The organism is Nonomuraea sp. NPDC050153, from assembly GCF_044460125.1.
Taxonomy (GTDB): Bacteria; Actinomycetota; Actinomycetes; order Streptosporangiales; family Streptosporangiaceae; genus Nonomuraea.
Genome location: NZ_JBITJQ010000002.1, coordinates 172,538 through 185,913 on the forward strand (window position 1 = coordinate 172,538; position 13,376 = coordinate 185,913).

At 71.1% G+C, this 13,376-nt stretch carries 11 protein-coding genes; all 11 read right to left on the reverse strand.

Annotation, left to right across the window (positions count from 1 at the left end; genetic code table 11):
- Positions 1-48: 48 nt before the first annotated feature.
- Positions 49-465, reverse strand: a complete 417-nt coding sequence (locus ACIBQ1_RS05110; RefSeq protein ID WP_397274701.1) for a YbaB/EbfC family nucleoid-associated protein — start codon at positions 463-465, stop codon at positions 49-51.
- Between the two features lie 80 nt (positions 466-545).
- Complete coding sequence (locus ACIBQ1_RS05115; protein WP_397274702.1) at positions 546-1,274, reverse strand: class I SAM-dependent methyltransferase; 729 nt, start codon at positions 1,272-1,274, stop codon at positions 546-548.
- A gap of 55 nt (positions 1,275-1,329) precedes the next feature.
- The gene (locus ACIBQ1_RS05120; protein WP_397274703.1) at positions 1,330-2,370 is read right to left on the reverse strand and encodes a LacI family DNA-binding transcriptional regulator; all 1,041 of its coding nucleotides are present in this window, start codon (positions 2,368-2,370) and stop codon (positions 1,330-1,332) included.
- Positions 2,371-2,375: 5 nt separating this feature from the next.
- Positions 2,376-6,311, reverse strand: coding sequence for a carboxypeptidase regulatory-like domain-containing protein (locus ACIBQ1_RS05125; RefSeq protein WP_397274704.1), 3,936 nt, complete (start codon positions 6,309-6,311; stop codon positions 2,376-2,378).
- A 57-nt stretch (positions 6,312-6,368) separates the two neighbouring features.
- Positions 6,369-7,091 (reverse strand): cupin domain-containing protein, encoded by a 723-nt coding sequence (locus tag ACIBQ1_RS05130; protein WP_397274705.1) that lies wholly within the window; start codon positions 7,089-7,091, stop codon positions 6,369-6,371.
- The gene (locus ACIBQ1_RS05135) at positions 7,088-7,993 is read right to left on the reverse strand and encodes a PmoA family protein (protein WP_397274706.1); all 906 of its coding nucleotides are present in this window, start codon (positions 7,991-7,993) and stop codon (positions 7,088-7,090) included. The genes ACIBQ1_RS05130 and ACIBQ1_RS05135 overlap by 4 nt, the downstream gene beginning before the upstream one ends.
- Positions 7,990-9,087, reverse strand: a complete 1,098-nt coding sequence (locus ACIBQ1_RS05140; RefSeq protein WP_397274707.1) for a Gfo/Idh/MocA family protein — start codon at positions 9,085-9,087, stop codon at positions 7,990-7,992. The genes ACIBQ1_RS05135 and ACIBQ1_RS05140 overlap by 4 nt, the downstream gene beginning before the upstream one ends.
- 25 nt (positions 9,088-9,112) lie before the next feature.
- Positions 9,113-10,393, reverse strand: a complete 1,281-nt coding sequence (locus ACIBQ1_RS05145) for an ABC transporter substrate-binding protein (RefSeq protein ID WP_397274708.1) — start codon at positions 10,391-10,393, stop codon at positions 9,113-9,115.
- 22 nt (positions 10,394-10,415) lie between these two features.
- Positions 10,416-11,243, reverse strand: a complete 828-nt coding sequence (locus ACIBQ1_RS05150) for a carbohydrate ABC transporter permease (protein ID WP_397274709.1) — start codon at positions 11,241-11,243, stop codon at positions 10,416-10,418.
- Positions 11,236-12,132: a carbohydrate ABC transporter permease gene (locus tag ACIBQ1_RS05155; protein WP_397275531.1), complete on the reverse strand. Its 897-nt coding sequence runs from the start codon at positions 12,130-12,132 to the stop codon at positions 11,236-11,238. Before ACIBQ1_RS05155 ends, ACIBQ1_RS05150 begins: the two co-directional genes overlap by 8 nt.
- 190 nt (positions 12,133-12,322) lie before the next feature.
- On the reverse strand, positions 12,323-13,354 hold the full coding sequence (locus ACIBQ1_RS05160; RefSeq protein WP_397274710.1) for a LacI family DNA-binding transcriptional regulator: 1,032 nt from the start codon (positions 13,352-13,354) through the stop codon (positions 12,323-12,325).
- Positions 13,355-13,376: the final 22 nt, after the last annotated feature.

Below are 13,376 nucleotides of genomic sequence, written 5' to 3' on the forward strand. Positions count from 1 at the left end.
GACGGCCGCGGATCGCGAGGTTCCTTCAAATAACCTGGAAGTGTCCGATCATCGGCTGTCACAGGTACGGTCCTCGATGGCCCGCAACCGCTCGTCCATGGACGACTCGAACGACTCCAGCACGCTGCCGAACTCCTCGTCGATCAGCTCCCTGCCGGGCAGTGCGCCGCCGAGCGACTCGGCCATGACCGCGTCGACCTTGGCCGCGACGTCGTCCTGGGCCTGCTGCGCGGCCCGCAGCACGGCCTCGGCCAGCTTGTGGCTGTCCAGGCGCATGGCGCGCGGCGCGAGGACGACGTCCATGAGCCGGCCGGAGGAGCCGGCGGTCACGCGTACCAGCCCGTCCGCCGTCTCGCCGTGGCCGACGACCACGTCGATCTCGCTTCTGAGCTCCTCGACGCGGGCCAGCATGTCCTCCGCCTGCGCGGTGATCCGTTCCAGCTCTTCGGGGTCGAAGTCGTTCACCGTACCTCCCGGGTCTCTGCGACGGGAGAGTACGGGGGAGACGCTCCATTTCGGAAAAAGTTGAAGCGTGCGGAGCGGTGTCAGCCCCGCCGGGCGGTCAGGGCGAAACGGCGGGCGGTCGCCTTCAGCGGCATGTCGCCGTGCAGCGCGCGCAGGCGGTCGTCGTACGCGCCGGCGTCGAAGCCCGGGATCTGCCAGGAGATGACCCGCAGGAACAGCACGAGCGCTCCGACGTCGTGGAACGCGACGGGATAGGCGGCTTCCGCGCTCCAGGTGACCTCGAGCCCGGCGGCGTCGAGCGCGGCGGTCGCGGTGGCGAGGCCCCAGGCGTGGTCCTCGTGCGGCGGGCCGCCCAGCGCCGCGTTGAGCTCCTCCAGGTCGCGCCCGGCCACCTGCTGGGTGACGAACGTGCCGCCCTCGGCCAGGAGGCGGCGGATCTCGTGCGCGTCGTACGCCTCGTGCCGGTCGACGATCAGCCCGAACGAGCCGTCGGGGAAGTTCCGGGTCGACTCGGCCACCTCGACGCCCAGTGGTTCCAGGCGGTCGCGGGCGACCGGAAGGTTCGGCGGGTAGCCCTCGGTGGCGGCGGTGCGCGGCGGGAGCGGTGTCAGGGACGACAGCAGCTCGCCCCCGCCGGTGCCGAGGTCGAGCAGGGACGGCGTGTGCGGCAGCCGCTCGCGCACCAGCCGCTCGTAGTCCCAGGGCAGGTCGTCGTCCGCGGTCATCCGGCCGCGGAACACCGCCCAGTCCCACCCCTCGAAGGGCGTGGCCAGCGCGTCGCGGATCAGCTCCTCGTAGTCCATGGCCATGATCGTCCCCTGGGGAGCAGCCGGCCCGCACGTGCTTTTCGCCCGCCCGGGCCGGCTACCTCCCTCTCGGGACAGCGGTGCCGGGGGTGCTGTCGCGCAGGACGACGCGGGCCGGGAGCCGCACGTCGGGTGCGCCCTCGTCCTCCGACAGCGCCAGCCGCATCGCGCTCAGGCCCGCCTCCCGCATCGGCACGGCCACGGAGGTGAGGGCGGGCACGACGTCCAGCGCCGAGGCGATGTCGTCGAAGCCCGCCACCCCGATGTCCCTGCCCGGCACCACCCCGGCGTCGCGGAAGGCGGTCATGGCGCCGATCGCCATCACGTCGTTGACCGCGAACACCGCCTCCACGTCCACCGGCCCCCGCTCCACCAGCCGGCGCGCCGCGTCGTAGCCGCCCGCGTGGGTGAAGGCCGTCTCGATCGCCAGCGGCTCGGCCGCGCCGGGGCCCAGCCCGGCGCGGAAGCCGTCGTGGCGGTCGCGGGACGTGCGCAGCTCGTCCGGGGCGTGGAAGACGGCGAAGCGCCGGTAGCCCACCTCCAGCAGAGCCAGGGCGAGGTCGCGGGCGCCGCCGTGGTTGTCGATCGTGACGGTGCCGAACGGCAGGTCACGCTGGCTGATCATGACGACCCGCCCGCCCGCCGTCCGGTACTGCTCCAGCTCCTCCACAAGCGCGTCCCGGGTCGCGGAACCCGCGACCCGGCTGCCCGCGACGATGATGACGCGCGGCCGCTGACCCCGGAGCGTCCTGACGATCTCCAGCTCGCGCTCGGGCGACCCGTCCGCCACCGCCATGGTGACGATGAGCTGCGCGGCCTCCGCCGCCTGGGTGACCCCGGCGGCGATGGCCGAGAAGTAGGGGTCCGCCACGTCGCGCACCACCAGCGCGACGGTCCTGGTCGAACCCCTCGCGATGGCCTGCGCCGACAGGTGCGGCTCGTAGTTGAGCTTGGCCGCCGCCGCGCGCACCCTGGAGACGTTCTCGGACCTGACGTTGCGCGTGCTGCCGTTGAGCGCGCGAGACGCCGTCGCGATGGACACGCCCGCCTCGCGGGCGACGTCGTGCAGGGTCGGCGGGGCCGTGGACCCCTCCTCCATACCCGTCATTCTGTCACCAGAGTCAGCGGATCGCTCCTGGTCACACCTGCCGCGTTCGCCAGCTCGGCCACGTACGTGCGCGTTCCCGCCGGCCGTCCGGACAGGACGGTGGCGGCGCTCTGCGCGGCCGGGGTGGCGGCATCGAGCTGCTGGGTGTCGACCAGCACGCCGTCCTCGTAGAGGCGGTAGGAGGTGGCGTTGGTGCCCCACCACAGGTTCATGCGGATGGTGTAGTCGCCGTCGCCGTCCCAGTTGTCGGAGCTGAGCACGGGTTTGCCGGGGTTCGCGTCGGTCACGACGACCTTCGCGGACGTGGTGGCGGTCCGGCCGGCCTGGTTGAGCAGCTCGCCGGTGTAGACGTAGGTGCCGTTGCGGCGGCCGGTGACGGGGACGGTGGCCTTCTGGGCCGACGGCGTCTTCGGGGTGAGGTCGCGTCTGGCGATCTCCTTGCCGTTCTCGTACAGGACGAACACGCTGGCGTTGACGCCGTACCAGAGGTTCATGGTCACGTCGTAGGCGCCGTCGTGGAGGCCGTCCCGCCACCCGCTCGTGGTCGAGAGCGCCGCCCGCGCGGGCGGCGCGGTGGCGCCGTCCTGCGGCAGCTGGGGCTCGGGACGGGTGACCTTGATCCGGTACGTGGCGTCGGCCGTGCCGTCCTCGGCGACCACCTTGACGGCGACCTCGGTGTCGCCGACGGGGAGCTCGACGGGCGGGGAGGCGGCGCCGCTCGCGACCGGCCGGCCCTGGACCGCGATGGCGGCCTTCGGGTTGAGCGCGGTCGGTGTGAACGCGACCCGGTCCCCGGGGACGGTCAGGGCGTATTCGAGGACGTCGGGGTCGAAGGCCGGCTCCAGCGTGCCCGCGTCCGGGACGAGGGCGGACAGGGTGGTGTCCTGGGCGAGCGGGCGGCGCCTGATCTGGAGGGTGTGGGTGGCCTCGGTGCCGTCCTCGGCCGTGACCACGATGGGCACCTCGGCCCCCGTCGCGCCGAGCGTGACCTTCCGCGTCGCCTGCGCGCCGTCGGCGCGCTCGCCGGAGATGCTCACCGACCTGGCGAACGGGCTGCGCGCCACGGCGGTCACCTCCACCTCGGCGACCCGGGCGGGCACGTCCAGCACGCCGTCGGCGGGCGCGCCCTGGCTGGTGTCGACGCTGAGCAGGCCCGCGTCGTCGCGGGCGAGGCCGACGCCCTGGGCGACCCGGAGGTCGTCGAGGTGGATGCCGCCGTAGTTGCTGCTGTTGGCGTAGTAGTCGATCTGCGCCACGGTGTCCATCGCGGTCCTGAACGCGGCGCCCTCGATCGCCTTCCGGCCGTCGATGACCAGGTCGAAGCGCTGGTTGACGGTGTCGATCACGGCCTTGACGTGGTACCAGCGGCCCGGCTCGTACGCGCCCACCGTGCGCGTGGTCGTGCCCGCGTAGGCGACGATCGTGTTCTTGGTGAAGGCGAGGCTGACGGCGTTCTGGCCGCTCGCGTTCCTGACATAGGGGACGGACCACCAGTGGTTGCCCGAGGTATAGGGCTCCTCGCTCATGACGCGGGCCTCGACGGTCACCACGCCCTTCAGCGCGAACGCCTGGGAGACGCTGGTGCTGCCGGTGTTCGCGGTGCGGGTGAGCTTCAGGCTCCTGCCGCCCGGCGTCTCGACGACCTCGACGCTCCCGCCGGCGGCGCTCACGGTGAGGCCGTCACCGCCGGTCAGCGGCCCGGCCGGCAGGTCGTCGAAGTCGTGCACGGCCACGTAGTCCGGGATCGGGCGGACGAGGAGCAGCGCGCCCGCGTCGGTCGCCGTGGCGGCCTCCACGGTCACCCCCGGCCGGGTGGCCGTCACGTACCCGCCGGACGTGGCCTGGACCGCGTACCCGTTCCCCACCGGGACGTCCGCCACGGTGAAGGCGCCGTCGGCGCCGCTGGTCGCGCTGGCGAGCGTCTGGCCGCCGTCCTTGACGGTGACCGTGGCGCCGGCCAGCGGGCGGGCGGCCTGGTCGAGCACGCGCCCGGTGACCGAGCCGACCGTGCTGGCCGAGGCCATGCTCAGGCGGACGGTGACGGTGTTGCCCGGGCGCACGTCCACGGTTTCGGTGGCGCTCGCGTAGCCGTTCCTGGTGGCGGTGACCTCGACGCCGTCGGCGAAGGGGAGGTCCCTGATCGCGAACCGGCCGTCGGCCCCGGTGGTCGCGGTCTTCCCGGCCGCCGTCACGGTCGCCCCGGCGACGGGGGCACCCGAGGGGGTGCGGGCGGTGCCGATGACGGACTCGGTGGTGGCGCCCTGGGCGGTGGTGTACTCGAAGGCGCCGATGTCCGCGCCGCCGTTGTAGAGCGGGGTTCCGGCGTAGTCGCGGCCGCCGTTCCCGGCGATCTCGGCGCCCGCGTCGATCGCGTACGAGCCGGAGGAGACGCGCAGGCCGTACGCGGTGTCGAGCCGGGGACCCGACTCCGGCGTGCCGTACGGGCCGGTCGGCGGCGCCTTCGCGAACAGCGGGTCGGCCACCACGGCGTCCGCGTCGCCGGCCGGGACCGCGAGGTCGGCCCCGCCGTACAGGTTGTGGCCGTAGGCGATGGTCGGGCTGGTCGTCAGCGTCGCCGGGCGCGTGGAGTACAGGAGGTTGTTGGAGATGTCGTAGCGGGCCTCGATGTAGGAGCCGTACCCGTAGATGAGGTAGTCGCTCTTGTCGTTGTAAATCGTGTTGTTGTAGACCTTGGCGGTCGCGGCCCGGTCGGAGTGCAGGTAGATCTGGTAGCGGGTGTTGCTCGCGATCACGTTGTTCCTGACCACGGCGTCACCGAACGCGAACTGGCACAGCAGCACGCCGTCGCCGTTGCCGTGCAGGTAGTTGTACTGCACGACCTGCCGGGTGGTGCCCTTGTCCGGGTCGATCCCGTTGGAGTCGGCGCCACCGGCCTTCTGCTGCGTCTCGTACACCTCGTTGAACTGGAACGTCACGTCGTCGGCGTAGTACGACTCGATGCCCGAGGTGCCCGCCCGGTAGACGACGTTGTGCTCGACCAGCGCGCCCCGGACGTTCGTGATGTACATGCCGTTGCAGCCGTAGGCGGTGTCGGCCTGGGTGACGTGGTTGTTCCTGATGACGATGTTCGTGTGCGGGGTGAACTTGGGGTCGTCGGCGTTCTGCCGCGTGCCCCAGCCGGTGGCCGTGGCGATCGTCTCGCCCGCGTCGTTCTTGCCGTCCCCGGTGTACTGCTTGAACACGATCCCGGCGAACGAGGTGTTGGCGACCGTGGAGTTCTGGATGACCACGTCGTTCAGCACGGTCGCCTGGTCCGGCGGCGTGTGGATGTCGGGCACCGTCGTGTCGAACACGATGCCGCCCGTCTTCTTCGAGCCGTCCCACCCGGTCTTGAAGCGCACGCCGGGCGCGTTGTTGTCGGTGCTGCCGCTGATCCAGTTGACCTGGCCGGTGACGTCGTGCACGTCCACGGCGTCGATGACGAAGCCGTCGAGGGTCTGGCTGTTGTCGCCCGAGACGTGGATGCCGCGCAGGTCGCGCAGGTTCTCGCCGGGGGTGCCCGTCGGCGGCACCTCGTTCGTGACCTCCAGGTTGCGGATGGTCCAGAACTCCTGGTTGAACAGCCGGACGGCGTCGCCGGCCTGGCCCGCGCCGTCGATGCGGGGCTTGCCGCCCTCGCCGTACCGGTCGACGGTGATCGGCGCGCCGCTCTCTCCCGAGCCCTTGGGCCAGAGCTGGCCGGTCCACCGCCGGCCGGCGCGCAGGAGGATGCGGTCACCCGGGCGGAAGGTGGTGTCGTTCACCTTGCCCAGGCTCTTCCAGGGGTGGTCCTGGTCGAGGCCCGAGGCCGAGTCGTCGCCTGCCGTGGCGTCGACGTAGTACGTGGCGCCCGCCGTAACGGTGGCCGGGATCGTGGCCGGCTGGGTGAATGTCAGGATCATGGCAGCAGCGGTCAGCAGTTGGGGGAACATCGCCGGGCTCCTGGGGGGTGATGCGGCGCGCCCCCGAGGGGGCGCGCCGGTGGGCGATCAGCTCGGTTCTGGGGTGTGGACGATCGGGTGGGCCACGTCGTGCGCGCGCAGGTTGCCGCACATGCCCCACCGGTCGTGCGGCGGGCTCTCCATCAGGGCGGAGCGCCGCAGGTGCGCGCCGTCGCCGCGCTCCAGGGCGTCGAGGATCCCGGCGGTGCGGCGGGTCTCCTCGGCGACCGTGTCCTCCCAGATCGCGCGCCAGGCGGCCGCCTTGGGGCGGACGAGGGCGAGGGCCTGGTCGTAGAAGCGGTGCAGCGGGCCGAGGTCGCCCTCGGCGGCGGCGTCGGCGAGCCGCAGGAACCCCTCGACGGCCAGCTCCCGCCGCCTCCGCACGGCCTCCTCCTCCCCCTCGGCGGGGAGGGCGGCGGCCTCGCGGTAGCGGTCCGGGTCGGCCACGACCTCCGGGGGGAACGTCATGACCGCGTCTCCGGCCTCGGGCAGGCCCGCGTTCGACATCACGACCACCACCTCCAGGCCGCCCCCATTGACCGCGCGGTGGATGGTGCCGGGGGTGAACCACACGGTCGTCCCGGCGCTCAGCGCGGTCTCGCGCAGCCCGTTCACGTCGAGCGTCTGCAGCGTGCCGTGCCCGCCGATGACCACGTACGCCTCCGTCGAGGCCGTGTGCAGGTGCGGCGTGCCGCCCTCCAGTCCGTCGGCGCACGGGCTGCCCGAGTAGACCGTCAGGCGGCTGACGGACGTGCCTCCGGGGAACGTCATGCCAGCGCCGCCCTCCCCTGCTTGGCCAGCAGCTCCGTCCCCTCCTCGCCCCGGTCGCCGTCGGCGATCACGACCGCGTACCGGAAGCGCAGCGACTGCCCGTCCGGCAGCTCGACCTCCTCGCTGAAGAACGGGGCCGGGCACAGGCAGGCGAAGTCCTCGCTGCGCGCGAACCACTGCGGCGGGTGCTGCGGGTTGTCGGCGGCGTCCACCATGACGATCGTCGAGTGATCGCCGGTCTCGTCGTGCCGGCCGCGGAAGCCGAACCACTCGGCGCGCGTGCCGCGCAGCTCGTCCCCGCCCGCGCCGGCGGGCGACTGAATGGTCCCGCCCGTGAACGACCGGGGCCCGCGCCAGAAGAGCCCGCCGTACCCGGCGTTCTCGCGGCCCTTCGTGGTCGGGGAGCCGAACGCGAGCGTGCCGCCCGACACGTTGGTCAGCTCCGTGTCGAACACCAGCGCCCACGTGGCCTCGTCCACGACGTGCGCGGCCAGCGAGCGCCGCTCCTCGATGACCGGGGCGCCGGCCTGCGCGGTCCAGTCGAGCGTGTGCCCGAGCTCGACCCGATCGCCGGTGGCCGCCAGCGTGGTCATCTCGCGGTGCGTGGCGCTGCCGTTGTTGTCCAGCTGCACGTAGAACCTGCCGTGCACGTACGTCGGCCCGCCCCAGAAGTTGTGCTCCCCCACGTGCGGCAGCGACCAGGCGATCCCCTTGTGCCAGACGTGGTCGTGCGGCCGGAACAGCGACACCAGCCGGCCGCCGAGGGTGCGGATCGGGTGCAGGTACGGCTTGGGCGACTCCAGCACCGGCGTGTCGGGGCTGTAGACGTACGTGAACAGCTCGACGTCGCCGGCCGCGACGGTCACCGACCGGCCGAGCGCGTGGGTGGCCTGCAGGCTCACGGGTTCCTCACCTTCTCCCAAGGGGCGCCCGTGCCGTCCATGCGCAGGGCGAACGGGCTGTCAGCAGTGATCTGTCCGGCCTGCACGCGTTCGCCGGTGAAGGCGGAGGCGTACAGCGCGGAGATGAACTCCATCGTCCGGCGGGTGTCCTCGGCGGTGACCGGCGGCGCCTCGCCCCGGTCGAGCGCGTCGAAGACGGCGGCGAGCCAGCCGTCGTGGCCGCTCGACGTGGTGGTGCGGCCCTGCGCCCACAGGTCCAGCACACCCTCCTGGCCCGGCGCCGGGGTCACGGTCCAGTCGTCGTCGGTGTAGCCGTACAGGTGCTCCACCTCGACGGTGGCGCGCTCGTAGTCGAAACGGAGCTGGGAGGTCTGCCTCGGGGAGACGACGGAGTTCACGATCGTGGCCACGGCGCCGTTCTCGAACGTCACCAGCGCCAGCGACACGTCCTCGGTGTCCACCGGGCGCGCCTGGCGGGCGGCCACGGCCGTGACCTCGCGCCACGGGCCGAGCACCGAGAACAGCAGGTCGAACTGGTGGATGCCGTGCCCCATCGTCGGGCCGCCGCCCTCCGACTCCCACGTGCCGCGCCACGGGACCGCGTAGTACGCCTCGTCGCGGTACCACTGGGTGTTGCAGGTGGCCAGCAGCGGGCGGCCCAGCTCGCCGGCCTCCTGCAGGCGGCGCAGCCGCCGCGCGCCCGCCCCGAAGCGGTGCTGCAGGACGGTCGCGACGTGCGCCGTCGAGCGCCGCTCGGCCTCGATCACCGCGTCGAACTCCGCGAGCGAGAGCGTCGGCGGCTTCTCCACCAGCGCCGTGACCCCGGCCTCCAGGCACGCGATGGCCAGCGGGGCGTGCAGCTGGGGCGGCGTGCACAGGTGGACGAGGTCCACCTGCTCCTCCCGCAGCAGGTCGTCCAGGCTCGCGTGGGTGCTCGGCCCGCCGTACTTGCCGGCGAACTCGCTCACCCGGCCGGCGTCCACGTCCGCCACCGCCACGAGCTCCGCCCGCCCCGACCCGAGCAGGGCCTGCGCGTGCGCGTGGGCGATCCCGCCGGTCCCGACGATCGCGGCCCGGTAGTTCCGTTGACTCAAGATGATGCTCCTATGTGGGGGTCTGTCAGGCGCCGTCGATCTCGGCTTGCAGTTCCGTGATGAACGCCTTGGCCGCCTGCTCCGGGGTCTCCCGGTCGAACAGCACCTCTTCCGTGTGCCGCTTGATGATGGCTTCGAGATCGCTGGCGCCGTTCGGGGTCACTCTAGGGGCTTGCCCGACTTTGGCGGTGTCCAGGTACTCCGCTGCGGCTTTGTCCGTTTCAGTGAGCTTCGGGGTGATGGCCGCGCGGATCTTCCTGTTCGCGGGGACGCCGCGGTCGGTCAGCAGGATGTCGGCCGCCTCCTGGCTGTTGGCCAGGAAGTCCACGAACAGCGCGGCCTCGGCCGGGTGCTTGCCGCGCGCCGAGATCGACCAGTACATCGAGGACTTGAAGTACGCGCCGGGCGACTTGGCCTGGGACTCGCCGGGGAGCCTGAGCAGCTTCAGCTTGGTGCCGCTCGCCGTGGTCAGCGAGCTGAGCTGGGTGTTCCACCAGGTGGCGAAGACCGACGCGTTCGTGGCCGTGCCCGACTGGTCGAGCGAGGCGCCGGCCCGCTCGATGGTGACCGACGGCGGCGGCGTGACGCCCTGCTTGGCCAGGTCGCGGATGTAGGTCCAGTACGAGGTCAGCACCTCCGGCGGGACGGCGACCTTGCCGTTCGCGTCGAACAGGGCCGCGCCCGCCTGCCTGGCCCAGATGTTGAGCCCGCCCGCGTCGAAGCCGAGCGACTGCACGCCGGTGACCTTGCCGCCGCCCGCCTTCGAGACCTCGTCGCCGACCTTCTTCAGGTCCTCCCACGACCAGGTGTTGTCGTCCGGGAGCTTGATCTTGAACTTGTCGAGGAGGTCGGTGTTGGCGACGATCGCGTACGTGGACAGGCCGACGGGGAGCGCGTACTGCTTGCCCTTGACGACGCCCGTGTCCAGGGCGGACTTGTCGAAGTCGGCGGTCTTCAGATACTTGCTCGCGGTGCCGAGGTCGAGCAGGGCGCCGCGCTCGGCGTACGAGGAGAGGTAGAGCTCGTCCATCTGGATGACGTCCGGCGCGTCGTTGGCCGCCACCGTGGTCGCCAGGCTCTCCCAGTAGCCGTTCCAGTCCTTGAACTCGCCCTTGACCGTGATGTTGGGGTACTTCTTCTGGAAGAGGTCGATGACCTGCTGGGTGCGCTTGTGCCGTTCGTCCGCGCCCCACCAGGTGAAGCGGAGGGTGACCGGGTCCTTCGACAGCTCCTGACCGGCGCTGCCGCCGCTGCCGCACGCGCTGAGCATGAGGACCGACGCCATGGCGAGGGCTATTCGTCGCATGATGATTCCTCTTCGCGGGGGGTTACTTGCCGCCGGTCGTGGCGATGCCTCGGATGAGGTAGCGCTGGCCGACGAGGAAGGCGATGAAGACCGGAGCCAGGGACACCACGCTCATGGCGAACATGGATCCCCATGAGGTCGAGACGGTGGCGTCCACGAACGAGCGCAGCGCCACCGGCACCGTGTACATCTCCGGGTCCGTCAGGTAGATGAGCTGGCTGAAGAAGTCGTTCCAGGTCCAGATGAACGTGAAGATCACCGTGGTGGCGAGGGCCGGGAGCATCAGCGGCAGGATGATCCGCAGGAAGATCCTCGGGTGGCCGCAGCCGTCGATCCTGGCCGCCTCGTCCAGCTCGCGCGGCAGGCCGCGGATGAACTGCACCATGAGGAAGACGAAGAACGCGTCCGTGGCCAGGAACTTCGGCACCACCAGCGGCAGGAACGTGTTCACCCAGTCGAGCTGGGAGAACAGGATGTACTGCGGCACGATGATCACGTGGATCGGCAGCATGATGGTGCCGAGCATGATCGCGAACCACAGGCGCTTGCCGGTGAACTCCAGCCTGGCGAACGCGTACGCGGCCATCGAGCAGGACGCCAGGTTGCCGATGATGCAGGCCAGCACGAGGATCGCCGAGTTGGCCAGGTAGTGGCCGAACGGGGAGGCCAGGGCGGTCCAGCCTTCGCCGTAGTTCTGGATCTGGAGCCCGTCGAGGATCAGGCCGGGGCGGCGGAAGATCTCGTTGTCGGGTCGCAGGGAGCTGACCACCATCCACAGCACCGGGTAGAGCATGACCAGCGCGAGGAGGATGAGGGCGGCGTGCTTGATCAGCTTTCGGAGTTCAGTCATCGTAAACGACCCAGAATTTGGCGGCCCAGAAGTTGACGGCGGTGAAGCCGGCGATGATCACCAGGAGCAGCCAGGCGAGCGCCGAGGCGTATCCCATGTCGAAGTTGTTGAACCCGCGCTGGTACAGGTAGAGCGTGTAGAACAGGGTCGAGTCGGACGGCCCGCCGGTGCCGCCGGAGACCACGAACGCCTGCGTGAACGACTGGAACGCGTGGATGATCTGCAGGACCAGGTTGAAGAAGACGATCGGCGACAGGAGCGGGATGGTGATGCTCCTGAACTGCGTCCACTTCCCCGCCCCGTCCGTGGCCGCGGCCTCGTAGTACATCCGCGGGATCTGGCGCAGCCCGGCCAGGAAGATCACCATCGGGGCGCCGAACGTCCACACGTTGAGGATGATCAGCGTCGACAGCGCGGTGTCCGGATCGGAGATCCAGCCCCGGCCCTCGATGCCGAACAGCTGGTTGACCAGGCCGTCCGCGCCGAAGATCTGCCGCCACAGCACCGCGACGGCCACGCTGGAGCCGAGCAGCGACGGCAGGTAGAACGCCGACCGGTAGAACGCCAGCCCGCGCAGGCCCTTGTCGAGCAGCAGCGCCAGCCCCAGGGCGGCGGCCAGCTGCAGCGGGACGGAGACGACCACGTAGATCAGCGTGACGCCGAGCGCCCGGTGGAGGCGGACGTCGGTGAGCATGCGGGCGAAGTTGTCCAGGCCGTTGAAGGTGGGCGGCTGGATGAGGTTGTAGTCGGTGAAGCCCAGCACGAAGGAGGCCACGATCGGGCCGGCCGTGATGAACAGCAGGCCGCCGAACCAGGGGGCGAGGAACGCGAAGGCGGCCTTGTTGTCCCGCTTGCCGCCGCCGAGGGGTCCGCGGCTGCCCTTGCGCATGCGCTGGAGCTCGCCGAGAGCACTCACACGTGACCTCCTTGGGGATGCTGGAAAACGTATTCCGTTGGAAAACGTATTCCGCAGTTTGCACGCGTGTTACCTGCGCGTCAAGGGTGTTACCGAGCGACTACAGGGGCCGGACGCGCATGGTGCGGCGGCGCTCCCGGCAGCGGGCGCGGGTGGGTGGGGGTTACGAGCGCGTACGGGTGCTTTCTCGCACGATCAGCCGCCCTTCCAGCGTGAGCCGCCGCCCCGCACCCGCATTTCCCCATGCGAAACGGATCGCCTCCACTCCCGCCTGCGCCAGCGGAAGCGCGACAGTCGTCAATCGCGGCGTCACATCCCCGGCGAGCGGAATATCGTCGATGCCCGTCACGGAAACGTCCTCGGGAACAGCCAGCCCCGCGGCGCGAAATCCTGACATCGCGCCGATGGCGACGGTGTCGTTGACCGCGAGAACCGCGTCCGTGCCGGACATCCCCTCCTCTGCCAGCCGCCGCGCCGCGTCGAATCCGCCCTGGCGGCTGACTTCGCAATAAACGACCCGGATATCCCGCTCGTCAAGCCCGCCGGCGCGAAGTCCCTCCGCAAAACCGGCCGTCCGCGATCCCAGGTTGCTGAGCTCGCGAGCGCCGCCGAATATCGCCACCCGCCGATGTCCGGTTTCCGCGACGAATGCGCCCACCGAGCGCCCGGCCGCGAAATCGTCGAATCCGATCGCGTCGAAAGTCATGTCCGTCTCGCCGACGATCACGACCCGGCCGCCTTCGCGTTCGTACGAAACAAGCTCCTTGAGCAGCCGCCCGCCGAGCGCGTTCGCCATGAACCGGCTGGAGGTCAGCACCAGCGCGCGCGGCCGCAGCGAGCGCAGCAGCCGGACCGTCTCGAACTGCCGCTCGACCGACGCCATGGTGGACGAGACGGTGACGAACGCGCCGGCCGTACGGGCTTCGCGTTCCATCGCGGCCACGACCATGGCCATGGACGGCGTGGTGAGGTCGTCGGCGACGAGCGCGATCGAGTCGCTCGCCCGGCGCATCGCCCTGGCCGAGGCGTCCACCGTGTAGCGCAGGGCCGCCGCCGCGGCCAGCACGCGGGCCTCGTTCTCGGGCGCGACCTTCCGCGTGCTGCCGCCCAGGACCCTGGACGCGGTGGCGATCGAGACTCCGGCCGCCGCGGCCACGTCGTGCAGCGTGACCGTGGGCCTCGCCGCATGGGGCATCCGCAGTGTCCTTTCCGATGGC